Raw genomic sequence first — 22,659 nt, 5'->3', positions numbered from 1 at the left:
TAAAAATCGTGAATACACTCGAACACACCATTGGCAACACCCCTCTGGTCAAACTTCAGCGCATGGGGCCTGATAACGGCAGCGAAATCTGGGTCAAACTCGAAGGCAATAACCCGGCGGGGTCGGTGAAAGACCGGGCGGCACTGTCGATGATTGTCCAGGCCGAGAAGCGCGGTGAAATTAAGCCAGGCGACGTGCTCATTGAGGCCACCAGCGGAAATACCGGTATCGCGCTGGCAATGATTGCCGCCCTGAAAGGCTACCGCATGAAGCTGCTGATGCCGGATAACATGAGCCAGGAGCGCCGGGCCGCCATGCGCGCCTATGGAGCCGAGCTGATTCTGGTGAGCAAAGAGCAGGGGATGGAAGGGGCGCGAGATTTAGCGTTAGCGATGGCGGAGCGCGGGGAAGGCAAGCTCCTCGACCAGTTCAACAACCCGGACAACCCGTACGCGCACTACACCACCACCGGCCCGGAAATCTGGCAGCAAACCGACGGGCGCATCACCCACTTTGTCTCCAGCATGGGGACCACGGGCACGATCACCGGTGTGTCACGCTTTCTGCGCGAACAGGAGAAGCCGGTGACGATTGTCGGCCTGCAACCGGAAGAGGGGAGCAGTATTCCGGGCATCCGCCGCTGGCCGGCGGAGTATATGCCGGGCATCTTTAATGCGCAGCTTGTGGACCAGGTGCTGGATATTCATCAGCGCGAGGCGGAAAATACCATGCGTGAGCTGGCCGTGCGTGAAGGTATCTTCTGCGGCGTCAGCTCTGGCGGTGCCGTAGCGGGTGCGATCCGGGTGGCTGAGTCCACGCCGGGGGCGGTGGTCGTAGCGATTATTTGCGATCGCGGCGACCGTTATCTGTCTACCGGCGTCTTTGGTGAAGAGAGTTATTCGCAGGGGGCGGGGATTTAAGCGTCATGGAGATGATTTTATTCCGGGATAACACCCGGGCGCAGCAAACCGATATTGTCGCCGTACAGTCGCAGGTGGTGTACGGCAGCGTGGGAAACAGCATCGCGGTGCCGAATATTCGAACCCACCGGTTGAACGTTACCGCCGTGCCAACGGTGCTGTTCAGCAATACGCCGCACTACGACACCTTCTACGGCGGGGTGATCCCGGACGAGTGGTTCAGCGGCTACCTTAAGGCGCTGGAAGAGCGCGAGATCCTGCGCGAGCTTAAAGCGGTCACCACCGGCTATATGGGCAGCGCCAGCCAGATCGCGCTGCTGGCGAAGTGGCTGAAGGCAATCAAAGTGCAACATCCCGATCTGCTGGTGCTGGTTGACCCGGTAATTGGGGATATCGATAGCGGGATGTACGTGAAGCCGGATATTCCTGAAGCCTACCGTGAGCATCTGCTCCCGCTGGCCCAGGGCATTACGCCCAACGTGTATGAACTGGAAGTGCTGAGCGGCAAACCGTGCCGTACGCCGGAGAGCGCCATTGCCGCCGCGCAGGGGCTGCTGTCCGACACGCTGAAATGGGTGGCGATCACCAGCGCGCCAGTGGCTGACGATCCGCAGAATATCCACGTCGTGCTGGTGAGCGAAGAAGGTGTTACCGTAAGCGCGCACCCGCGCGTAGAGACGGATCTGAAAGGAACGGGCGATCTGTTCTGTTCAGAGCTGGTCAGCGGCATTGTGGGAGGGAAGACCGTTGCCGATGCCATTCGCATGGCGGGCGATCGGGTGACTGACGTTATGATCTACACGCAGTCGAAAGGCTATGACGAGCTTATTCTGCCGGCATAAACAAAAATGGCGCCCGAAGGCGCCATTTTTCTGTGCGGCAAGAATTACTTCTTGATGCGGATAACCGGGGTTTCACCCACGGTGACGCTGCCAGACAGTTTGATCAGTTCTTTGATTTCGTCCATGTTGGAGATAACAACCGGAGTCAGGGTAGACTTCGCTTTTTCTTCCAGCAGCGGCAGATCGAATTCAATTACCGGGTCGCCAACTTTAACACGCTGGCCTTCTTCTCCGATACGTTTGAAGCCTTCGCCTTTCAGTTCAACGGTGTCGATACCGAAGTGAACGAACAGTTCGATACCGCTATCGGATTCGATAGAGAACGCATGGTTGGTTTCAAAAATTTTACCGATGGTGCCGTCAACTGGAGCAACCATTTTGTTGCCAGTTGGTTTGATAGCAATGCCATCACCAACGATTTTCTCAGCAAACACTACATCCGGCACGTCTTCGATGTTGACGATCTCGCCGGAGAGCGGAGCAACAATCTCAATAGTTCCGGAGTCTTTCTTGTCATCAGAAACCAGAGATTTCAGTTTATCGAACAAACCCATGATCTTCTCCTAAGCAGTAAATTGGGCCGCATCTCGTGGATTAGCAGATTGTTTTTTCTTCAATGAACTTGTTAACCAGCGTCATTAACTCGTCCGTTGTCGGTTGAGCAAGAGCCTGCTCTGCTAACACCTTCGCATCTTCGAAGTTCGTGTTACGGATAATCTTCTTAATGCGCGGGATGGAAATGGCGCTCATAGAGAATTCGTCCAGACCCATACCCAGCAACAGAAGTGTAGCACGTTCGTCGCCTGCAAGCTCACCACACATGCCAGTCCATTTACCTTCTGCATGAGAAGCATCAATAACTTGCTTGATCAAATTCAGTACGGACGGTGACATTGGCTGGTAGAGATGTGAAATCATATCATTACCACGGTCAACTGCCAGGGTGTACTGCGTTAAATCATTGGTACCGATACTAAAGAAATCAACTTCTTTGGCTAAATGACGCGCAATGGTCGCGGCTGCCGGTGTTTCCACCATCACGCCGATCTCAATGGATTCGTCAAATGCTTTACCTTCGTCGCGCAGTTCCTGTTTGTAGATTTCGATCTCTTTCTTCAGTGCACGCACTTCTTCAACAGAGATGATCATCGGGAACATGATGCGCAGTTTACCGAAAGCGGAGGCACGCAGAATAGCGCGAACCTGGTCACGCAGGATCTCTTTGCGATCCATGGCGATACGCACGGCACGCCAGCCCAGGAACGGGTTCTCTTCTTTCGGGAAGTTCATGTACGGCAGCTCTTTGTCGCCACCGATGTCCATGGTACGGACGATTACAGCCTGCGAGCCGCACGCTTCCGCAACCGCTTTGTACGCTGCAAACTGCTCTTCTTCCGTTGGCAGAGCGTCGCGATCCATGAACAGGAATTCAGTACGATACAGACCTACACCTTCCGCGCCGTTGCGCTCAGCGCCGTCAACGTCACGTACGGTACCGATGTTAGCGCACACTTCAACCTGATGGCCGTCCAGCGTGATAGCTGGCAGATCTTTCAGTTTAGCGAGTTCCGCTTTCTCGGTAGCAACCTGCTCCTGAACGGAACGCAGCTGCTCGATCACATCGTTAGTTGGGTTGACGTAAACCACATTGTTTACGGCATCCAGAATCAGATAGTCGTCGTTTTTCACCTGGGAGGTAACGCTACCGGTACCCACAATGGCTGGCAGCTCCAGAGAACGCGCCATGATTGAGGTGTGGGAGGTACGTCCACCTGCATCAGTAATGAAACCCAGCACCTTGTTCAGGTTCAGCTGTGCGGTTTCAGACGGGGTCAGGTCAGCGGCAACTAGGATGACTTCGTCCTGAATCGCGCTCAGATCGATGATGGCCAGACCCAGGATGTTGCGCAGCAGGCGCTTACCGATGTCACGTACGTCAGCCGCACGTTCTTTCAGGTATTCATCGTCCAGCTCTTCCAGGGCAGATGCCTGACCTTCGATAACTTCATGCGCAGCCGCGTCGGCCGTCATGCCTTTATCTTTAATCAGGGCTATGATTTCCTGCTCCAGCTCCTCATCTTCGAGCAGCATAATGTGCCCTTCGAAGATGGCTTCTTTTTCTTCACCGAAAGTTTCGCCAGCTTTAGTTTTAATCGCTTCCAGTTGCGCAGATGCCTTGGCACGACCGCTCAGAAAACGTTCAACTTCCTGATCAACCTTGTCGGCAGAAATTTTTTTCCGGTCAATGACGATTTCGTCTTCTTTCAGCAGCAATGCTTTGCCGAAAGCGATACCCGGGGATGCTAAAATGCCTGAAATCATAACCCTACCTTACTTGTGACTGATATTGAAAAGAACCCGGTAAACTTACTCGAGTTCAGCCATCAGCTTAACCAGATGCTCAACTGCTTTCTGCTCGTCTTCACCTTCAGCGGAGATGGTAACAACGGTACCCTGAGTCAGGCCCAGAGTTTGCAGCTTGAACAGGCTTTTTGCGCTAGCGCTTTTGCCGTTGGAAGTCACAGTGATTTCAGAAGTGAAGCCTTTCGCTTCTTTAACAAACTGAGCAGCAGGGCGGGTGTGCAGACCGTTCGGAGCGGTAATGGTAACTTCTTGCTGGAACATTGTATTTCCCCAACTTATAGGTTTAGTGTTGTGGAACTAAAGTCTAGCCTGGCGACTTAACTTTAGCCTGTATAGTTAGCGCTGACGTTTCAATCGTCATTAAACATTATGCAGTGAAAGCAAGACTTGAACCAAATCATAAAATCGATTCAGCAGCGCTATTTCGTTCACCGATTAATTTCGCGCATCAAAATAATTGCTGGTTTAAATACCAGACCCAACGGGGTGAAGCAATGCCAGGAGGGGTAAAACTTTGAAGCAGGCCACAAAAAAGCACCTGAAAAGGTGCTTTTTTACGCGTTTTTAACATGCTGGCATCACTGTTGCAGTTCTTTCTCTGTGAAGAGATCGGCAAACAGTGCTGTGCTTAAGTAACGCTCACCCGAAGACGGTAGGATAACCACAATGTTCTTATTGGTAAAGGTTTCATCTTCCAGCAGTTTGAGGGCTGCCGCAACCGCCGCACCGGAAGAGATACCCGCCAGAATGCCTTCCTCGTCCATCAGGCGACGCGCCGTGGAGATGGCTTCTTCATTGGTAATGGCGACGACTTTATCGATCAGCTTCAGATCCAGGTTGCCTGGAATAAAGCCAGCGCCGATACCCTGGATTTTGTGTGGGCCAGGTTTGATCTCTTCGCCTGCCAGCGCCTGAGCGATAACCGGTGAGTCGGTTGGCTCAACGGCAACGGTAATCAGATCTTTTTTACCTTTCGTGCCTTTAATATAGCGAGACACACCGGTCAGCGTACCGCCGGTGCCTACGCCGGAGATAAACACATCAACCTGACCGTCGGTATCTTCCCAGATTTCCGGGCCGGTGGTTTTCTCATGAATTTCCGGGTTGGCCGGGTTGCTGAACTGCTGGAGCAGCAGATACTTTGCCGGATCGCTGGCAACAATTTCTTCGGCCTTCTGAATCGCGCCCTTCATGCCTTTTGCGCCTTCGGTCAGGACCAGGTTCGCACCCAGCGCTTTCAGCAGCTTACGACGCTCAATGCTCATGGTTTCAGGCATAGTCAGCGTCAGCTTATAGCCACGCGCCGCCGCAACATAGGCCAGAGCGATACCGGTATTGCCGCTGGTGGGTTCAACCAGCTCAACGCCAGGTTTCAGCACGCCACGCTTTTCAGCATCCCAAATCATATTCGCACCGATACGGCATTTAACGCTGAAGCTTGGGTTACGAGATTCGACCTTCGCCAGAATGCGTCCATTACCGATACGGTTCAGTCGAACCAGGGGCGTATGACCGATAGTCAGCGAGTTGTCTTCATAAATCTTACTCATGGCCTGTCCTTAACTGTATGAAATTGGGATACCGACCCAGCATACCTGTTGAACAGGTATGGGGAAGTAAGGAAATCGCATATCTATATGCTGCAAGGAAATAATGGGGATCAGTATGGAATAAGGGGCGGCATAAGCCACCCCTCTTTTACACATTTTTGCATTACTTCCATAACGCGTGCTTAGCACGGTAGCAGTCCACCCACATCGCCGTCGCGCCGCAAACGGCGACGGGCATGATGAACAAATTCAGGAAAGGGATCATGGTGAACAGGCTGGTCAGCGCGCCAAACTGCATGTTGGCAACCTTCTGAGTGCGCAGGGCAGTGCGCATCTCTTTGAACGGCACTTTGTGGTTATCGAACGGATAATCACAGTACTGGATAGCGAGCATCCAGGCGCTGAACAGGAACCACAGCACGGGCGCGACCGTCTGGCCAATCCCGGGTACAAAATAAAGAATAAGCAGCACAATCGCCCGCGGCAGGTACCAGGCGAACTTCTGCCATTCACGCTTCATGATGCGGGGGAGATCTTTCACGATCCCCAGTACGCCCGTGTCAGGTGGCGTCGCACCGGTAAGGCGCGCTTCCAGCTGTTCGGCAAGCAGACCGTTGAACGGCGCGGCTATCCAGTTTGCTATCGTCGAAAAGAAATAGCCGAAAACCAGCAGCACGGAGATAACCGCAATCGGCCAGAGCAGGTAGTCTAGCCACTGTAACCAGTCCGGCACATAGCTCATCAGGGAAGGGATCCAGCTTTCCAGTCTGGTGAACAGCCACCAGAAGGCCCCGCCCATCAAAATAATGTTGATCAGTAACGGCAAAATAACGAAGCGTCGAATGCCCGGCAGGGAGACCAGTTTCCAGCCCTGAGAAAAGTACCAGACCCCGCTGCGTGGGGCAGAAGAAGATGTTGAAACCATACCAGGCTGTACTCCTTTTTACACAACCAGTGGAATTGCCCGCCTATATTATCCAGTTACGGGCCAATGACCAGTTCGGAAATGTTCGAAAAACCAGCAAAAAGCACGATTTAGTTCATCTTTATGCTGTGAATGCTCTGCATACACTTGCACTTGACGTAAACGGCAAATACTCTTAGTGAGTAAATGTTTGCCGTGGTGGCAAGGTGTTAGAACAACAGAGAATATAATGATGCAGGATTTGCGTCTGATATTAATCATTGTTGGCGCGATCGCCATAATCGCTTTACTGGTACATGGTTTCTGGACCAGCCGTAAAGAGCGTTCCTCTATGTTTCGCGATCGTCCACTGAAGCGCATGAAGTCCAGTCGTGACGACGATGACGTTGAAGACGACATCGACGGTCCTGACGACGACGGCGTGGGTGAAGTTCGTGTTCATCGGGTCAATACTGCGCCCGGCGCAGCGCATGGAGAGCATGAAGCCCCCCGCGCTCCGCAGCACCAGTATCAACCACCGTATGCTTCTGCCCAGCCGCGCCAGCCAGCGCCGCCGCCAGTGGAAGAACCTGTTCGTCATCCGCCGCAGCAGCCTGTGCAACAGCAGCCCGTTGCGCCACAGCCTGTACAGCCGCAGCCTGTGCAACAGCAGCCCGTTGCGCCACAGCCTGTACAGCCGCAACCTGTGCAACAGCCTGCACAGCCAGTGCATCAGCCACAGCCTGTTCAGCAGCCGCAGCCGGTACAACAACCGCAGCCGCAGCCTGAACCGCCTGCACCACAGCCCGCTCCGCGCGTTGAGCCAGAGCCGGTCGCAGAGCCAGAACCGGTTGTTGAAAAGCCGCAGCGTAAAGAAGCGGTGATCATCATGAACGTGGCTGCTCATCATGGCACCCATCTGAACGGTGACGTGCTGCTTAACAGCATCCAACAGGCAGGCTTCAAATTCGGCGACATGAATATTTTCCATCGCCACCTGAGTCCTGACGGTAGCGGTCCGGCGCTGTTTAGCCTGGCCAATATGGTCAATCCAGGCACGTTTGACCCGGAAATGACCGGTGATTTCGTCACGCCGGGGGTTACGATCTTTATGCAGGTGCCGTCCTACGGTGACGAGCTGCAAAACTTTAAGCTGATGCTACAGTCCGCTCAGCACATCGCCGACGAAGTGGGCGGTGTGGTGCTCGACGATCAGCGTCGAATGATGACGCCGCAGAAACTGCGCGAGTATCAGGACCGCATCCGCGAAGTTAAGGAAGCGAACGCGTAATCGTCGCGTTAACTTCACCTCCTCCTCAACCCCCGCCTGTCGGGGGTTTTTCTCATTGATGGTGCGATATGGACTCAATCGAACAACAACTTACTGAACTGCGAACCACGCTTCGCCATCATGAATATCTCTATCATGTTATGGACGCACCGGAAGTGCCGGATGCGGAATATGACCGCCTGATGCGTGAACTGCGCGAGCTGGAAGCGCAGCACCCCGAACTGATTACGCCCGATTCCCCAACGCAGCGCGTCGGCGCGGAACCGCTGGGCGCTTTCAGCCAGGTGCGCCATGAAGTGCCGATGCTGTCGCTGGATAACGTGTTTGATGAAGAGAGTTTTCTGGCTTTCAACAAGCGTGTGCAGGATCGCCTGAAGAGCGTCGACAATCTGAGCTGGTGCTGCGAGCTAAAGCTGGATGGTCTGGCCGTTAGCATTCTTTATGAGAACGGCGTGATGGTGCGTGCCGCAACGCGCGGCGACGGCACTACCGGGGAAGACATCACCACTAATGTGCGCACTATTCGTGCGATCCCGCTGAAACTGCGTGGCGATAACATTCCCGCCCGGCTGGAAGTGCGCGGGGAAGTATTCCTTCCGCAGGCGGGCTTCGAGAAGATCAACGAAGAAGCGCGTCGTACCGGCGGGAAAGTGTTTGCTAACCCGCGTAACGCGGCGGCAGGTTCGCTGCGTCAGCTCGATCCGCGTATCACCGCGAAGCGACCGCTTACTTTCTTCTGCTACGGCGTCGGGATCCTGGAAGGCGGTGACCTGCCAGATACTCACCTGGGTCGTTTAATGCAGTTCAAAGAGTGGGGGTTACCGGTTAGCAACCGCGTGCAGCTCTGCGACTCTCCGGAGGCGGTGCTGGCGTTCTATCACAAGGTTGAAGAAGATCGTCCCACGCTCGGGTTTGATATTGATGGCGTGGTGATCAAGGTTAACTCGCTGGCGTTGCAGGAACAGTTAGGATTTGTGGCCCGTGCGCCGCGCTGGGCGGTAGCCTTTAAGTTCCCGGCGCAGGAGCAGATGACCTTCGTTCGCGACGTGGAGTTTCAGGTAGGGCGTACGGGGGCGATTACGCCTGTGGCGCGTCTGGAGCCTGTGCAGGTGGCTGGCGTGCTGGTAAGTAACGCCACGCTGCATAACGCCGATGAAATTGCCCGCCTGGGCCTGCGCATTGGTGACAAAGTGGTGATTCGCCGCGCGGGCGACGTGATCCCACAGGTGGTTAACGTTGTTGAGTCTGAACGTCCTGCCGATACCCGTGCCATCGAGTTTCCAGCCCACTGTCCGGTATGTGGTTCGGACGTTGAGCGCGTGGAAGGTGAAGCGGTAACGCGCTGTACGGGCGGGTTAATCTGCGGCGCGCAGCGTAAAGAGTCCCTGAAGCACTTTGTCTCCCGCCGGGCGATGGACGTCGACGGAATGGGTGACAAGATTATCGACCAGTTAGTTGAGAAAGAGTACGTCCATACGCCAGCGGACCTCTTTACCCTGACGGCAGGTAAGCTGACCGGTCTTGATCGTATGGGGCCGAAATCTGCCCAGAATATCGTTAACGCGCTCGAGGCGGCCAAAAACACCACCTTTGCCCGTTTCCTTTACGCGCTTGGCATTCGTGAAGTCGGAGAGGCGACAGCGGCAGGGCTGGCGGCGTATTTCGGCACGCTGGACGCGCTGGAGAAAGCCACCATCGACGAGCTACAGAAAGTCCCTGATGTCGGCATTGTGGTCGCTACCCACGTTTTCAACTTCTTCGCCGAAGAGAGCAACCGTGAAGTGATCGGTAAATTACTGGAACAGGGCATTCACTGGCCTGCACCGGTAGTGGTTAATGCCGAAGAGATCGACAGCCCGTTTGCCGGTAAAACGGTGGTGCTGACCGGCAGCCTGAGCCAGCTCTCGCGCGATGACGCGAAAGCGCGCCTGGTGGCGCTGGGGGCAAAAGTGGCGGGCAGCGTATCGAAGAAAACCGACCTGGTGATTGCCGGGGAAGCGGCCGGTTCGAAGCTGGCAAAAGCGCAGGAGCTTGGCATCGAGGTGATCGATGAAGCGGAAATGATGCGCCTGTTAGGAGAGTGACGTGGAAAAAGAGCAGCTCGTTGAGATCGCCAATACGGAGATGCCGTTCGGTAAATATAAGGGTCGCAGGCTGATTGATTTACCGGAAGAGTATCTGCTGTGGTTTGCCCGTAAGGATGAGTTCCCCGCCGGGCGTCTGGGCGAGCTGATGGCTATCACGTTACTGATCAAAACAGAGGGGCTGACCCAGCTGGTTCAGCCCCTAAAACGTCCTTAAACTTTCGCGGCGCGGGTCTCTTCCTGCGCCAGCTTTTCAGTCTGCGCCTTGTAACGCCGCGCCAGTACCGCGCACACCATCAACTGGATCTGATGGAAAATCATCAGCGGCAACACCATCATCCCAATGACGGACGTCGGGAACAGAATATTGGCCATTGGGATCCCGTTGGCCAGGCTCTTTTTCGATCCGCAAAATACAATGGTGATTTCATCGGCCTTATTGAAGCCGCATTTGCGGGCCACAAAGACGTTAACCGCGATGACAATGGCCAGCAAAACGATGCTTACCATCACAATAAACAGCAGCGATCCAGCGCCCACCCTGTGCCAGATGCCGTTCACCACGGCTTCGCTGAAGGCCGTGTAAACCACCAGCAGAATTGAGCTTTGGTCCGTTTTCCCGATCCATTTTTTATGTTTTGCCACAAACGCCCCAATCCAGGGACGGGATAAGTGTCCGAGCACAAACGGCAGCAGCAGTTGCAGACAAATTTTACCCACCTGCTCCAGATTACCTTCCGCCCCGTGCATGTTCATCAGCAGACCGACCAGTAGCGGTGAAACAAAGATCCCCAGCAGGCTGGAAGCGGAAGCAGAACAAACCGCCGCCGCGACGTTACCGCCCGCCAGCGAGGTAAAGGCAATAGCGGACTGCACGGTGGCCGGCAAAATGCACAGATAAAGGAAACCGGTATACAGCGCCGGATCGACATTCACCGGCGCCCACCAGGCGAACAGCACGCCCAGAACCGGGAAGAGGATAAAGGTGCTGCACATTACCCACAGGTGCAGTCGCCAGTGGCTACCGCCTGCAATAATGGCTTCACGGGAGAGTTTGGCGCCATGCATAAAGAACAGCAGGGCAATGGCTGCCGTGGTCAGTCCTTCAATAACCGGAACGAAACTGCCCCGCGCCGGGAAGAACGAGGCCAGCAAGACGACACCAATCAGGGTCAGCGTAAACGGATCAAGGATACGAAAAAGTTTCATAATCACTCCTGAAAACAGATGCCGCTATTGTGCTTTCTTCCCTTTGAGAAATAAAATTGATTTATTGCATCCATTCATGAATTAAACAGATGAATTATTCGTTACGTCAGCTTCGCGTTTTCGTCACCGTCGCGCAGGCCCGCAGCTTTAGCCGGGCAGGGGAGATCATTGGCCTCAGCCAGTCGGCGGTGAGCCATAGCGTTAAGGAGCTTGAAACGCAAACGGGAGTGAAGCTGCTCGACCGTACGACGCGAGAAGTGGTACTCACCGAAGCGGGACAGCAGCTGGCAATGCGTCTGGAGAGGCTGCTGGATGAACTGAACAGTACGCTCAGGGATGTCGGCCGGCTCGGACAACAGCTTTCCGGCACCGTGAGAGTGGCGGCGAGCCAGACGATTTCGGCGCATCTTATTCCCCAGTGCATCGCTGAAAGTAATCACCGCTATCCGGATATCGATTTTGTTTTGCATGACAGGCCGCAGCAGTGGGTTCTGGAGAGTATCCGTCAGGGGGATGTGGATTTTGGCATCGTTATTGATCCCGGAGCGGTAAGCGACCTGGAATGTGAAGTGGTGCTCTCGGAGCCCTTTTTATTGCTCTGCCGCGATGATGATCCGCTGGCATCGCTGCCACACGTGGCCTGGCAGGCCTTGCAGGGGGCAAACCTGGTGTTACAGGATTATGCATCAGGCAGCCGTCCGCTGATAGATGCCGCTCTGGCCGCGCAGGGCGTTAAGGCAACCATTGTGCAGGAGATTGGGCATCCTGCCACGCTCTTCCCGATGGTCGAAGCGGGGATTGGCATCAGCGTTCTGCCGGCGCTGGCGCTGCCACTGCCGCAGGGGAGTCGTTTAACGGTGAAGCGTTTCGTACCCTGTGTCGAACGCCAGCTGATGCTGGTACGCCGTAAAAACAGGTCACTTTCCGGCGCGGCACACGCCTGCTGGGATGTGGTGCGTATGCAGGCCGAACGTTTGATGGAGGCCCGCACACGCGATCCACTTTTTAACGAAACCAATAATCAGATGTAGATATTAATCTGATGCTCCGCGGAGGGCTTATTGATGCCTTCCGCGACTGCCTGACCTTTTTCCTGTTTTGGCATCGCCTCTTCTGCCTGCTGACGCTGCAATTGCGCCAGCTGTGCCTGCAACATAGCCAGCTGAGATTCGAGTAATTCCTGCTGCTTTTGCTTCTCTTCTGCTGTGGCATCACCCATGGCCACTTCTTTGAGCTGCTGAGTGACTTTCGTTATCTGTTTGGTCAGACGGGTGATTTGAGAAGCAATGTCGTTTCCGCCGGAGCTGTTATCTACGCTGCCGATTTCCATCGCCGACAGAGAAACGGGCTTGAGAGTTGTCATATTGAGATCCTTTTCGCCATAAAATAGAGGTATCGGCAAAGAAGGCGTGAGCTTGAGTAAAACAAGCGGTCTGGCTGCAATGGGGATGTGCTATATCGCAGATAGCAAAAAAGCGCCTTTAGGGCGCTTTTTTACATTGGTGGGTCGTGCAGGATTCGAACCTGCGACCAATTGATTAAAAGTCAACTGCTCTACCAACTGAGCTAACGACCCGAAATGGTGGGCGATGACGGGCTCGAACCGCCGACCCCCTCCGTGTAAAGGAGATGCTCTACCAACTGAGCTAATCGCCCATTTCGGAACTGCTGCGATAAGGTGAGAATGGTGGGCGATGACGGGCTCGAACCGCCGACCCCCTCCGTGTAAAGGAGATGCTCTACCAACTGAGCTAATCGCCCAATCTCAATGCTTATCTACACTGCGAGTCTACCGAAGTAGATGGTGGGTGATGACGGGCTCGAACCGCCGACCCCCTCCGTGTAAAGGAGATGCTCTACCAACTGAGCTAATCACCCCCGCTGTGTGGAGTCGCATTATAGGGAGAGTTGAAAATGAGTCAACGCATTTTCTAAAGTTTTTATTCGTTCGTCGTAAAATTAGTCAAAACGATCGCAAAACGGACTGTGGCGCATGATTTATAAACAAAAACAGCAATCTCGAACCGGATAAAGTGATCGACATTGAGGAATCGGCCCACAGTGATAGAATATTGCCCATTGTTTTCTTCCCGGAATTTGCCGATTACCGGCATCTTTATAACGTAAGGCCATTTCATGAAAATCAAAACTCGCTTCGCGCCGAGCCCGACAGGCTATCTGCATGTCGGTGGTGCACGTACCGCTCTCTACTCCTGGCTTTTCGCACGTCACAACAACGGTGAGTTTGTGCTGCGTATTGAAGACACCGATCTGGAGCGCTCAACGCCGGAAGCAATTGAAGCCATTATGGATGGGATGAACTGGCTGAATCTGGCGTGGGACGAAGGTCCATACTTCCAGACCAAACGTTTTGACCGCTATAACGCCGTAATTGACGAGATGCTGGTGGCAGGCACGGCCTATAAGTGCTACTGCTCCAGGGAGCGTCTGGATGCGCTGCGTGAAGAGCAAATGGCAAAAGGCGAAAAACCGCGTTATGACGGTCGTTGCCGCCATGACCACAGCGAGCATGCTGCGGATGAGCCTTGCGTAGTGCGTTTTGCTAACCCACAGGATGGCTCTGTTATCTTTGATGACCAGATCCGTGGCCCGATCGAATTCAGCAACCAGGAGCTGGATGACCTCATCATTCGTCGTACTGACGGATCGCCAACCTATAACTTCTGCGTAGTTGTGGACGACTGGGATATGGAAATCACTCACGTGATCCGTGGTGAAGACCACATCAATAACACCCCGCGTCAGATCAACATTCTTAAAGCGCTGAACGCGCCTGTACCGGTGTATGCGCACGTATCAATGATCAACGGTGACGACGGTAAAAAGCTGTCCAAACGTCATGGCGCGGTGAGCGTGATGCAATACCGTGATGACGGCTATCTGCCGGAAGCGCTGCTGAACTACCTGGTGCGTCTGGGCTGGGCTCATGGTGACCAGGAGATCTTCAGCCGCGAAGAGATGATCGAGCTGTTCTCTCTAAACTCGGTCAGCAAATCAGCCAGCGCGTTCAACACTGACAAACTGCTGTGGCTGAACCATCACTACATCAATACCATGCAGCCAGAATATGTGGCGACTTATCTGCAATGGCACATTGAGCAGGCAAACATCGATACCCGTACGGGCCCTGAACTGGCGGATCTGGTGAAGCTGCTTGGCGAGCGTTGCAAAACGCTGAAAGAAATTGCTGAAAGCTGCCGTTACTTCTATGAAGAGTTTGACGCGTTCGACGCCGACGCGGCCAAGAAACACCTGCGTCCGGTTGCGCGTCAGCCGCTGGAAGTGGTGCGTGATAAACTCGAAGCCATTACCGAATGGACTGCGGAAAATGTTCACCACGCGATTCAGGCTACCGCTGATGAGCTGGAAATTGGCATGGGTAAAGTCGGTATGCCGCTGCGCGTTGCGGTGACGGGGGCAGGCCAGTCTCCGGCGCTGGACGTGACCGTTCATGCCATCGGCAAATCACGTAGCGTTGCGCGTATCAACAAAGCGCTGGGCTTTATTGCTGAGCGTGAAAGCCAGCAGTAATACTCGTGTAATACAAAAAACGGCAGGGTAACCTGCCGTTTTTTATGCCTGTTATTCAGCAATACCAAGACGCGTGAGAAAACCCTGCAACCCTTCACGAGCGAGCAACTTGTGCAAACGTTCCTGTTCGACAGTCGTCATGTTTTCCAGCGAGTCGATAATTTGTGGAAGCAGGCTGGATGAGGTTGCCACGCCGTAGTGGGAAGGGCTTTCCGCCACATGGTAAACAGCCCGACGGTTACGAATGGCGGGAAGACTAATGATGTGCTCCTTAACGTGCGCATCAATACATATCACCCTCGCTCTTCCGCCTTTTACACCGTTGATACCCTCCGTTTTCCATCCCTTCTGTCGTATCCAGCGATTAACGGTTTGTCGGGCTACGCCCAGACTGTCCGCCAGCTCTTCCGTGGTCATTTTGCTGCGTAATCTTTTCATATCAGCGTTGGTCGCGAATCCCTAAACGTTGTAACAAGCCGGTAATCCCTTCCCGCAGTAACAGCGATGTCATCTGCTTTTGCTCTTCCGGCGTCATTTCATTCGCCAGCGTCAGGAGCAGGGCATGAAGCGAGCCCTCGTGGTACGCCTTATCTGGCAGTTCCGGCGTCTCTGTTGCCCTGCGCGCGCTGCGAATAAAGTCGCGCACTTTTTCATTGACGTGTACCAGACGCGCTTTGCCACCCTGAACGCCTGGCTTTGGCGATGTAATCCAACCCTCTTTGCGTACCCATTTATTGATGGTCTGTCGGCTATAGCCAGTGAGCAGGGCTAACTCTTCTGGCGTCATTCGTTCCTTGATCATACAATTTCCTGAATATCTGTGGGGTTAATTAGTGGTTCATTTTATAGCACCGTTTTACGTGAAAACGTGACAAGCTTAACTCCTGGCTGCGAGCAGGCTCGCAAAGTGATTCATTTGCATGATTTTTCGGCGATTGAAAGGCGGAGGCTGAATTTGCCGTTGACACTCTGCGGCGGAATTCATATTATGCCGCCCGTCAACATGACAGCTTTACGACGGGGCTATAGCTCAGCTGGGAGAGCGCCTGCATGGCATGCAGGAGGTCAGCGGTTCGATCCCGCTTAGCTCCACCAAACTCTGAACCCAACAGAGTGCGGTATGTAAAGTAACATGTGGGGCTATAGCTCAGCTGGGAGAGCGCTTGCATGGCATGCAAGAGGTCAGCGGTTCGATCCCGCTTAGCTCCACCAAAATTTAAACCCTCGTCGCAAGACGGGGGTTTTTTTATATCTTGTAAAATATTTTAGACTGTTTTTGTTGCAATTAACGTCGTTTTCTACACCTCACCTCAATCCAAATCAATAAACAAGTCTATAAATAGACCTGAACTTGATTCGTGTTATTAATAAACCTATTATCCATGCGGTCAATGAGACGATGGTAAAATAGATTATCCGGATTAATGAATAGAAAAATTTACAATAATGTAAAGATATTTATGATTGCCCTGGCGCTAAGCCTGATTGCGATTCCTTTTTCTCGTTATATCTCTCCACGGGCCATTGTTAGCGAAAATGATGTTTATCTGGCGTGGTTGCCCTTAAGTGCCATGCTCGCCATCGTGTTGTTATTTGGACGGCGGGCAATCATTCCTTTGCTGTTAAGTTTTAGTATTACTAATATTTATAATCTTGATTTAGCACCACTACAATCTGCCGTATTATTATGTTGTCAGACGTTTACCGTCTTCGCCGCCTGTGGCGTCATCCGTCTGGTGCTGGGCAAGCGCTGGCGACACAGCATACCGAATAAGTACATTGGCATACGTATTTTCTGGCTCGGATTTATGGTGCCTGTGGGCATCAAATTATCGATGTATCTGGCGGGATATTTATTTGATTTCCCGGTGACAATCTCCTCCTATTTCGGCGAAGGCTCTGCAATTTATAACGTTATCGATATTCAGAGTCTGATTTGTGCCGCCCTGATTTTCACCATGATGTTCTATTATCCGTTAAGAATGATTATTAATCCTCGCTATGCCCGAACATTCTGGCGGCGAAGCGTGAAGCCCCTCTTTTGTCACAAAAAAGCGTTATTTATCGTTGTGTGGCTGATGCTGTTGATCTCGATGATCGCTATTTTATGCGCGCCTTTTGAGTCGCAGTTTATTGCGGGTTATTTGATGCCAATCGTTTTCATTCTTTTCACCCTGGGGATTGGTCGTCTGAGCTATGCGCTCATCTCTTTATTCTGGGCGGCTTCGGCGCTCATGCTGTTGACCTATAATTATAATTTTCTTAATGGCGTTGAATCGGGCCACTCGCTCTCCTTTATCCTGTCGGTGCTTATCTCTTTCGCCATCTGCCTGCTTTACATGTCGCGGATCTATCAGAAAAGTGAATGGCTGAAACAGGGGTGGCAGGAGAGGGCGCTTACCGATCCGCTCACCGGTCTGCCTAACATTCGTGCGCTGGAAGTGTTTTTACAGCACCATCCCGAGGCCAAAGTCTGCTGCCTGCGCCTGGATAATCTCGAATTCCTGAGCCGTCACTACGGCATCCTCATGCGTGTACATTGTAAAAAGATGATAACCGCGTCGCTGCAACCGTTATTGCAAAAAGACGAGAAGCTCTTCCAGTTGCCGGGCAGTGAGCTGGTAGTGGTCTTACTGGGTCCGGGCACGGCTGAACGTCTGCAATATATGGTTGATCATCTGAACAGCCGTAAGATTATCTGGAACAAGACTGAGCTCGACATCGAGTTTGGCGCCTCCTGGGGTGAAGTGCCGGATGGAGAAAGCCTGCATCACACGCTGGGTCAGCTGAGCTGGCTCTCCGAGCAGTCCTGTGCCGGGCACAACGTCCTGGCGTTAACCAACAGTCTGGATGATGTCTCCGGTCAGACGACGGACAGAGTGCTGATGCTGGCCCGCATAAAACGCGCCCTTGATATCGGTGGGCTTCACCTTTATGCCCAGCCAATCCATAACGCGCGTGGGGAAGGGTACTTTGAAATCCTCTCAAGGCTTGAAAGCGAGGGGGAGATCATCACGCCTGATCGCTTTATTCCGCTGATTGCTCAGTTTAACCTGAGCCACCGATTTGACCTGAACGTGGTGGAAAAATTGCTGATGTGGATGCGCAGCCATCCGTCCGAACGGGCCGGAACGCGGTTCTCCGTTAATCTGATGCCGCTGACGCTGATGCAAAATGAGATAGCGGCTGAGATCATCGCGCTTTTTGAACGCTACGCCATTGCGCCGCAAGATATCGTCATTGAGATCACCGAGGAACAGGCTTTCTCTGACTCGGGAAGCAGCATCAACAATATCCAGCAGCTGCGGGATTACGGCTTCCGGATTGCTATTGATGACTTTGGTACCGGCTATGCCAACTTTGAGCGCCTGAAGCGGCTGGAGGCCGATATCATTAAGATCGATGGCTGCTTCGTGAAAGATATCTGCACCGACAGCATGGATGCGATGATCGTGCAGTCCATTTGCAACATGGCCAAAACGAAATCGCTTTGTGTGGTGGCTGAATATGTGGAATCGGCTGAACAACGCGAGATGTTGCTGCGATTTGGCGTGGACTATTTGCAGGGCTATTTGATTGGTAAACCACTGCCCCTGACGGCGCTGGAGGCATAAAAAAACCGGGAGCGAGGACTCCCGGTTTTTATTACGCGGTATGAATTACAGAACCAGTGCTGCGATAGAGGCAGACAGGACGCTCACCAGTGTTGAACCGTAAACCAGCTTCAGGCCAAAGCGAGAAACGACGTTACCTTGCTCTTCGTTCAGTCCTTTAATCGCACCAGCGATAATACCGATGGAAGAGAAGTTCGCGAAGGAGACCAGGAAGACGGACAGGATCCCTTCCGCACGAGGGGAGAGTGTGCTGGCAATCTTCTGGAGATCCATCATCGCCACGAACTCATTGGAAACCAGTTTCGTTGCCATGATACTGCCCACCTGCAACGCTTCGTGAGCGGGCACGCCCATCACCCAGGCAATCGGGTAGAAGATGTAGCCCAGAATACCCTGGAAGGAGATACCGAGTACGGCCGCAAACAGGGCGTTCAGCGCAGCGATCAGCGCGATAAAGCCAATCAGCATTGCGGCGACGATAATTGCAACCTTGAAACCCGCCAGAATGTATTCACCCAGCATTTCGAAGAAGCTCTGTCCCTCGTGCAGGTTTGACATCTGAATGTTCTCTTCGCTGGCATCCACGCGGTACGGGTTAATCAGCGAAAGCACGATAAAGGTGCTGAACATGTTCAGAACCAGCGCCGCAACTACATATTTTGGTTCCAGCATGGTCATATACGCGCCCACGATAGACATGGAAACGGTAGACATTGCGGTTGCCGCCATGGTGTACATGCGGTTACGGGACATCTTGCCGAGAATATCTTTATACGCAATGAAGTTCTCAGACTGACCCAGGATCAGCGAGCTGACTGCGTTAAAGGATTCCAGTTTGCCCATGCCGTTAACTTTCGATAACAGGAAGCCGATCGCACGGATAACCACCGGCAGAACGCGGATGTGCTGAAGGATACCGATCAGGGCAGAGATGAAGACGATAGGGCAGAGCACCTTCAGGAAGAAGAAGGCCAGACCCTGATCGTTCATGCTGCCAAAGACGAAGTTTGTCCCTTCGTTGGCAAATCCGAGCAGTTTTTCGAACATTTCGGAGAAGCCTTTCACGAAGCCCAGGCCTACGTTGGAGTTCAGGAAGAACCACGCAAGTAAAACTTCAATGACCAGCAGTTGGACAACATAGCGAATACGAATTTTTTTGCGGTCTGTGCTGACCAGCAATGCAAGTGCAGTAACGACAACGAGTGCCAGGACAAAATGAAGGACGCGGTCCATATTTGCTCCAAATATGAGGCAGGTTTAATTTCCGTGCACATTCTATGTAACAAGCACAAAGAAAACGAGATCAAGCCCACACTATAGTTACATCCTGTGACGAGTCTCAAAAATAGTGATCAACAAGACATTTTTGTTATGTTAGGTAAATGAGTGAAAAGTTAAGTTTGTGTGCTACGCTTCACAAATGTCTGCGCATTTTCACATTCTGTGACCTTGCTTCACCTGCCTGTCTATCGTTCCTGACTATCAGAGAAATCATGTTAACCGTTACAAATGAACTTGATAATCATTCTCATTTTGATAGCATAAAACATAGCAAAGGCTATATTTCCAGAGGCAGAAATGACGAATAGTCGCGTAGAGAGTAGCAGCGGCAGAGCGGCACGCAAGCTGCGGTTCGCATTAATGGGACCGGCATTCATTGCCGCGATTGGCTACATCGATCCGGGTAATTTTGCGACCAACATTCAGGCCGGGGCCAGTTTCGGCTATAATCTGCTGTGGGTTGTGGTCTGGGCCAATCTGATGGCGATGCTGATTCAGATGCTCTCCGCGAAGCTGGGTATTGCTACCGGAAAAAACCTGGCGGAGCAAATCCGCGATCATTATCCACGTCCGGCAGTTTGGTTTTACTGGGTTCAGGCGGAAATTATCGCCATGGCCACCGATCTCGCCGAGTTTATCGGGGCGGCGATCGGCTTTAAGCTTATCCTGGGCGTCTCCCTGCTTCAGGGGGCGGTGCTGACCGGTATCGCCACTTTCCTGATTCTGATGCTCCAGCGGCGGGGGCAAAAACCGCTGGAGAAAGTCATCGGCGGCCTGCTGCTGTTCGTCGCTGCCGCCTATATTGTTGAGCTGATTTTCTCCCAGCCGAATCTGGCGCAGCTGACGAAAGGGATGGTGATCCCGTCGTTACCCACTTCTGAAGCCGTTTTTCTGGCTGCGGGGGTGCTGGGGGCGACCATCATGCCGCACGTCATTTATCTGCACTCTTCATTAACCCAGAATCTGCATGGCGGGACGAGTAAAGAGCGCTACTCCGCCTCGAAATGGGATGTGACTATCGCGATGACCATTGCCGGATTTGTGAATCTGGCGATGATGGCGACCGCCGCCGCCGCGTTCCACTTTAACGGGCATACCGGGGTTGCCGATCTCGACCAGGCTTACCTGACGCTGGAGCCGTTGCTGAGTCATGCCGCTGCCACTATTTTTGGTTTAAGCCTGGTTGCTGCGGGTCTTTCATCTACGGTTGTGGGGACACTGGCCGGGCAGGTGGTGATGCAGGGGTTCGTACGTTTCCATATTCCGCTGTGGGTTCGCCGCTCGGTCACGATGCTGCCTTCCTTTGTTGTGATCCTGATGGGGCTGGATCCGACCCGCATTCTGGTGATGAGTCAGGTACTGCTAAGTTTCGGGATTGCGCTGGCGCTGGTGCCACTGCTGATCTTCACCAGTAATAAATCGCTGATGGGCGAACTGGTGAATTCGACGTGGGTGAAGCGCGCCGGGTGGGCCATTGTGGTCGTGGTGGTGGCGTTAAACTTGTGGTTGCTGATAGGCACAGCCGCAGGCCTGTAAAAGAAAAAGGAGCCGGAAGGCTCCTTTTTGTTGTTAATGGTGATGGCCGTGACCGTGGCCTCTGCCTTTTCCATGACCCCAGCCGCCACGGCGGTCGTCACGATCGTTCCAGCCTTCGCGGTAGCCGCGTTCGTAAGCCTTACGCTTATCCCAGCCACGGTGATAGCCGTTATCGTGTTTCCACCAGCGGTTTTGACGCCATTCATAATGGCGGTGCCAGTAGTCACGGTCGCGCCAGTAGCCACCGTCCCAGTATCTGCCGTAGTCATCACGATCGCCAATTTGTAATTTAATCGATGGCAACAGGGTGATTTCGCCCGCACTGGCGACCAGCGGGGCCGAAGCCAGTAATACCGCTGCAAGAATCAGTGACCTGAACATACTCTTCTCCTTCACGATCGGGGCCGCTGTGCGACCTGTTAACGCAATTTTACGAGTTGGTAAACATTCGTTTCATCGCCTCAACTCCTAAATCGTGAACGAGAGCACTTTTTGCCAAAAGTGTTTTTAATCTGAACTGGACAGGATCGTATCTATCGTCTTCAGCTCTTCTGCCGTGAACCGACAATTCTCAAGCACGCCTGCTGCATCTTCAATTTGTCCGGTCTTGCTTGCGCCGATGAGCACGGATGTCACCGCATCGTGGCGCAGGATCCAGGCCAGTGCCATTTGCGAAAGCTTTTGCCCCCGGTTTTCCGCCAGCGCATTCAGCTTGCGTACCTTTTCCAGCTTTCTGTCGGTGATCTGCTCCGGGTTAAGGAACTTACTGCCGCTTGCTGCGCGAGAATCCGCCGGGATACCGTTCAGATAGCGATCGGTCAACTGTCCGCCCGCCAGGGGGGAGAAGGGGATACATCCCACCCCTCTATGCTGCAACACGTCCAGCAACCCCTCTTCAGGCGCACGTTCAAACATGGAGTACTTCGGCTGGTGGATCAGACATGGCGTGCCCAGATCCTCCAGTATTTCAATCGCCTGCCTTGCCACTTCTGCCGGGTAGTTGGACAGACCGATGTACAGCGCCTTGCCCTGACGCACCACATGGTCAAGCGCTTTCATGGTTTCACGTAGCGGCGTTTGTGGATCCGGGCGGTGGTGATAGAAAATATCGACATACTCCAGCCCCATACGCCTGAGGCTCTGGTCCAGGCTGGCGATCAGATATTTACGTGAGCCCCAGTCACCGTAAGGCCCGTCCCACATGGTGTAGCCCGCTTTAGTGGAGATGATCAGCTCATCGCGCCAGGGCAGGAAATCCTCCTGCAAAATGCGCCCGAAATTACGTTCGGCCGAACCAGGAGGCGGGCCGTAATTATTGGCAAGGTCAAAATGCGTAATACCCAAATCGAAAGCACGCTGTAAAAGTTGACGGCTGTTTTCGAGTAACGTCGCGTCGCCAAAATTATGCCAAAGCCCCAGCGAGATGGCGGGAAGCTTAAGGCCGCTTTGTCCACAACGGCGATATTGCATTGTCTGATAACGATTTTTGTCAGGCTGATAACCCATTGACGA

The 22,659-nt window shown here is 53.2% G+C and carries 21 protein-coding genes and 6 tRNA genes; 11 read left to right on the top strand and 16 right to left on the bottom strand.

Annotated elements, in window-relative coordinates; all coding sequences use genetic code 11:
• Positions 1 to 8 precede the first annotated feature (8 nt).
• Complete coding sequence (cysM, locus tag AC4OVU_RS15730) at positions 9 to 920, top strand: cysteine synthase CysM (RefSeq protein WP_017383476.1); 912 nt, start codon at positions 9 to 11, stop codon at positions 918 to 920.
• A gap of 5 nt (positions 921 to 925) precedes the next feature.
• Positions 926 to 1,762 (top strand): pyridoxine/pyridoxal/pyridoxamine kinase, encoded by an 837-nt coding sequence (gene pdxK / locus AC4OVU_RS15725; protein ID WP_032649006.1) that lies wholly within the window; start codon positions 926 to 928, stop codon positions 1,760 to 1,762.
• A gap of 44 nt (positions 1,763 to 1,806) precedes the next feature.
• On the opposite strand, the gene crr is transcribed toward pdxK, so the two are convergent.
• From crr to cysZ, 5 genes are all read right to left on the bottom strand, one after another.
• Positions 1,807 to 2,316: a PTS glucose transporter subunit IIA gene (gene crr, locus AC4OVU_RS15720; protein WP_110292293.1), complete on the bottom strand. Its 510-nt coding sequence runs from the start codon at positions 2,314 to 2,316 to the stop codon at positions 1,807 to 1,809.
• Positions 2,317 to 2,356: 40 nt separating this feature from the next.
• On the bottom strand, positions 2,357 to 4,084 hold the full coding sequence (ptsI, locus tag AC4OVU_RS15715; protein WP_006811455.1) for a phosphoenolpyruvate-protein phosphotransferase PtsI: 1,728 nt from the start codon (positions 4,082 to 4,084) through the stop codon (positions 2,357 to 2,359).
• 45 nt (positions 4,085 to 4,129) lie between these two features.
• On the bottom strand, positions 4,130 to 4,387 hold the full coding sequence (gene ptsH / locus AC4OVU_RS15710) for a phosphocarrier protein Hpr (RefSeq protein WP_000487600.1): 258 nt from the start codon (positions 4,385 to 4,387) through the stop codon (positions 4,130 to 4,132).
• Between the two features lie 317 nt (positions 4,388 to 4,704).
• On the bottom strand, positions 4,705 to 5,676 hold the full coding sequence (gene cysK, locus AC4OVU_RS15705; protein ID WP_006811453.1) for a cysteine synthase A: 972 nt from the start codon (positions 5,674 to 5,676) through the stop codon (positions 4,705 to 4,707).
• 163 nt (positions 5,677 to 5,839) lie between these two features.
• Positions 5,840 to 6,601 (bottom strand): sulfate transporter CysZ, encoded by a 762-nt coding sequence (cysZ, locus tag AC4OVU_RS15700; RefSeq protein ID WP_006811452.1) that lies wholly within the window; start codon positions 6,599 to 6,601, stop codon positions 5,840 to 5,842.
• 229 nt (positions 6,602 to 6,830) lie between these two features.
• On the opposite strand from cysZ, the gene zipA reads away from it, so the two are divergent.
• The 3 genes from zipA (at position 6,831) to AC4OVU_RS15685 (ending at position 10,172) form a co-directional block, all read left to right on the top strand.
• On the top strand, positions 6,831 to 7,871 hold the full coding sequence (gene zipA / locus AC4OVU_RS15695) for a cell division protein ZipA (protein WP_110292292.1): 1,041 nt from the start codon (positions 6,831 to 6,833) through the stop codon (positions 7,869 to 7,871).
• A gap of 68 nt (positions 7,872 to 7,939) precedes the next feature.
• Entirely contained in the window at positions 7,940 to 9,955 is a 2,016-nt protein-coding gene (ligA, locus tag AC4OVU_RS15690; protein ID WP_032659688.1) for an NAD-dependent DNA ligase LigA, read from the top strand.
• Position 9,956: 1 nt separating this feature from the next.
• Positions 9,957 to 10,172, top strand: coding sequence for a DUF3820 family protein (locus AC4OVU_RS15685; RefSeq protein ID WP_003861328.1), 216 nt, complete (start codon positions 9,957 to 9,959; stop codon positions 10,170 to 10,172).
• On the opposite strand, the gene AC4OVU_RS15680 is transcribed toward AC4OVU_RS15685, so the two are convergent.
• Positions 10,169 to 11,164, bottom strand: coding sequence for a bile acid:sodium symporter family protein (locus AC4OVU_RS15680; RefSeq protein ID WP_110292291.1), 996 nt, complete (start codon positions 11,162 to 11,164; stop codon positions 10,169 to 10,171). The genes AC4OVU_RS15685 and AC4OVU_RS15680 overlap by 4 nt on opposite strands.
• An 89-nt stretch (positions 11,165 to 11,253) precedes the next feature.
• Between AC4OVU_RS15680 and AC4OVU_RS15675 the strand changes: the two genes are divergently transcribed.
• A complete protein-coding gene (locus tag AC4OVU_RS15675) occupies positions 11,254 to 12,195 on the top strand; it encodes a LysR family transcriptional regulator (RefSeq protein ID WP_017692971.1) in 942 nt (313 codons plus the stop codon).
• Here AC4OVU_RS15675 and AC4OVU_RS15670 read toward each other — a convergent pair.
• The 5 genes from AC4OVU_RS15670 to AC4OVU_RS15650 all read right to left on the bottom strand — a co-directional run bounded on the left by AC4OVU_RS15670 (position 12,186) and on the right by AC4OVU_RS15650 (position 13,042).
• Complete coding sequence (locus AC4OVU_RS15670) at positions 12,186 to 12,527, bottom strand: FlxA-like family protein (protein ID WP_017383471.1); 342 nt, start codon at positions 12,525 to 12,527, stop codon at positions 12,186 to 12,188. The two genes, AC4OVU_RS15675 and AC4OVU_RS15670, sit on opposite strands and share 10 nt — an antisense overlap.
• 137 nt (positions 12,528 to 12,664) lie before the next feature.
• Positions 12,665 to 12,740 (bottom strand) — tRNA-Lys (locus AC4OVU_RS15665).
• A gap of 4 nt (positions 12,741 to 12,744) precedes the next feature.
• Positions 12,745 to 12,820, bottom strand: a tRNA-Val gene (locus AC4OVU_RS15660).
• A 29-nt stretch (positions 12,821 to 12,849) separates the two neighbouring features.
• Positions 12,850 to 12,925: transfer RNA gene (locus tag AC4OVU_RS15655), tRNA-Val, on the bottom strand.
• A 41-nt stretch (positions 12,926 to 12,966) separates the two neighbouring features.
• Positions 12,967 to 13,042 (bottom strand) — tRNA-Val (locus AC4OVU_RS15650).
• Between the two features lie 258 nt (positions 13,043 to 13,300).
• Here AC4OVU_RS15650 and gltX point away from each other — a divergent pair.
• Complete coding sequence (gltX, locus tag AC4OVU_RS15645; protein ID WP_015572231.1) at positions 13,301 to 14,716, top strand: glutamate--tRNA ligase; 1,416 nt, start codon at positions 13,301 to 13,303, stop codon at positions 14,714 to 14,716.
• Positions 14,717 to 14,767: 51 nt separating this feature from the next.
• Here the strand turns inward: gltX and AC4OVU_RS15640 are convergent, their stop codons facing one another.
• On the bottom strand, positions 14,768 to 15,154 hold the full coding sequence (locus AC4OVU_RS15640) for a YfeC-like transcriptional regulator (protein WP_017383469.1): 387 nt from the start codon (positions 15,152 to 15,154) through the stop codon (positions 14,768 to 14,770).
• A 1-nt stretch (position 15,155) separates the two neighbouring features.
• Positions 15,156 to 15,518, bottom strand: coding sequence for a YfeC-like transcriptional regulator (locus AC4OVU_RS15635; protein WP_015572232.1), 363 nt, complete (start codon positions 15,516 to 15,518; stop codon positions 15,156 to 15,158).
• A gap of 217 nt (positions 15,519 to 15,735) precedes the next feature.
• On the opposite strand from AC4OVU_RS15635, the gene AC4OVU_RS15630 reads away from it, so the two are divergent.
• The 3 genes from AC4OVU_RS15630 (at position 15,736) to AC4OVU_RS15620 (ending at position 18,330) form a co-directional block, all read left to right on the top strand.
• A tRNA-Ala gene (locus tag AC4OVU_RS15630) sits at positions 15,736 to 15,811 on the top strand.
• A 41-nt stretch (positions 15,812 to 15,852) separates the two neighbouring features.
• A tRNA-Ala gene (locus AC4OVU_RS15625) sits at positions 15,853 to 15,928 on the top strand.
• 212 nt (positions 15,929 to 16,140) lie between these two features.
• Complete coding sequence (locus AC4OVU_RS15620; RefSeq protein ID WP_032669423.1) at positions 16,141 to 18,330, top strand: sensor domain-containing phosphodiesterase; 2,190 nt, start codon at positions 16,141 to 16,143, stop codon at positions 18,328 to 18,330.
• 45 nt (positions 18,331 to 18,375) lie between these two features.
• On the opposite strand, the gene nupC is transcribed toward AC4OVU_RS15620, so the two are convergent.
• The gene (gene nupC, locus AC4OVU_RS15615) at positions 18,376 to 19,563 is read right to left on the bottom strand and encodes a nucleoside permease NupC (protein ID WP_006811440.1); all 1,188 of its coding nucleotides are present in this window, start codon (positions 19,561 to 19,563) and stop codon (positions 18,376 to 18,378) included.
• Positions 19,564 to 19,908: 345 nt separating this feature from the next.
• Between nupC and AC4OVU_RS15610 the strand changes: the two genes are divergently transcribed.
• Complete coding sequence (locus AC4OVU_RS15610) at positions 19,909 to 21,147, top strand: Nramp family divalent metal transporter (RefSeq protein WP_110292321.1); 1,239 nt, start codon at positions 19,909 to 19,911, stop codon at positions 21,145 to 21,147.
• Positions 21,148 to 21,180: 33 nt separating this feature from the next.
• Here AC4OVU_RS15610 and AC4OVU_RS15605 read toward each other — a convergent pair whose 3' ends face one another.
• Entirely contained in the window at positions 21,181 to 21,528 is a 348-nt protein-coding gene (locus tag AC4OVU_RS15605) for a DUF2502 domain-containing protein (RefSeq protein WP_015572233.1), read from the bottom strand.
• 126 nt (positions 21,529 to 21,654) lie between these two features.
• Positions 21,655 to 22,653 (bottom strand): L-glyceraldehyde 3-phosphate reductase, encoded by a 999-nt coding sequence (mgrA, locus tag AC4OVU_RS15600; protein ID WP_058700758.1) that lies wholly within the window; start codon positions 22,651 to 22,653, stop codon positions 21,655 to 21,657.
• Positions 22,654 to 22,659: the final 6 nt, after the last annotated feature.

This window comes from Enterobacter sp. 6722112 (assembly GCF_058661685.1).
This window is presented reverse-complemented; position numbering and strand designations above follow the sequence as displayed.

Coding starts and splice junctions, on each gene's coding strand:
- pdxK (WP_032649006.1), top strand. CDS start 926: ATGGAGATGATTTTATTCCGGGATAACACCCGGGCGCAGCAAACCGAT.
- crr (WP_110292293.1), bottom strand. CDS start 2,316: ATGGGTTTGTTCGATAAACTGAAATCTCTGGTTTCTGATGACAAGAAA.
- ptsI (WP_006811455.1), bottom strand. CDS start 4,084: ATGATTTCAGGCATTTTAGCATCCCCGGGTATCGCTTTCGGCAAAGCA.
- ptsH (WP_000487600.1), bottom strand. CDS start 4,387: ATGTTCCAGCAAGAAGTTACCATTACCGCTCCGAACGGTCTGCACACC.
- cysK (WP_006811453.1), bottom strand. CDS start 5,676: ATGAGTAAGATTTATGAAGACAACTCGCTGACTATCGGTCATACGCCC.
- cysZ (WP_006811452.1), bottom strand. CDS start 6,601: ATGGTTTCAACATCTTCTTCTGCCCCACGCAGCGGGGTCTGGTACTTT.
- zipA (WP_110292292.1), top strand. CDS start 6,831: ATGATGCAGGATTTGCGTCTGATATTAATCATTGTTGGCGCGATCGCC.
- ligA (WP_032659688.1), top strand. CDS start 7,940: ATGGACTCAATCGAACAACAACTTACTGAACTGCGAACCACGCTTCGC.
- AC4OVU_RS15680 (WP_110292291.1), bottom strand. CDS start 11,164: ATGAAACTTTTTCGTATCCTTGATCCGTTTACGCTGACCCTGATTGGT.
- AC4OVU_RS15675 (WP_017692971.1), top strand. CDS start 11,254: ATGAATTATTCGTTACGTCAGCTTCGCGTTTTCGTCACCGTCGCGCAG.
- AC4OVU_RS15670 (WP_017383471.1), bottom strand. CDS start 12,527: ATGACAACTCTCAAGCCCGTTTCTCTGTCGGCGATGGAAATCGGCAGC.
- gltX (WP_015572231.1), top strand. CDS start 13,301: ATGAAAATCAAAACTCGCTTCGCGCCGAGCCCGACAGGCTATCTGCAT.
- AC4OVU_RS15640 (WP_017383469.1), bottom strand. CDS start 15,154: ATGAAAAGATTACGCAGCAAAATGACCACGGAAGAGCTGGCGGACAGT.
- AC4OVU_RS15635 (WP_015572232.1), bottom strand. CDS start 15,518: ATGATCAAGGAACGAATGACGCCAGAAGAGTTAGCCCTGCTCACTGGC.
- AC4OVU_RS15620 (WP_032669423.1), top strand. CDS start 16,141: ATGAATAGAAAAATTTACAATAATGTAAAGATATTTATGATTGCCCTG.
- nupC (WP_006811440.1), bottom strand. CDS start 19,563: ATGGACCGCGTCCTTCATTTTGTCCTGGCACTCGTTGTCGTTACTGCA.
- AC4OVU_RS15610 (WP_110292321.1), top strand. CDS start 19,909: ATGACGAATAGTCGCGTAGAGAGTAGCAGCGGCAGAGCGGCACGCAAG.
- AC4OVU_RS15605 (WP_015572233.1), bottom strand. CDS start 21,528: ATGTTCAGGTCACTGATTCTTGCAGCGGTATTACTGGCTTCGGCCCCG.
- mgrA (WP_058700758.1), bottom strand. CDS start 22,653: ATGGGTTATCAGCCTGACAAAAATCGTTATCAGACAATGCAATATCGC.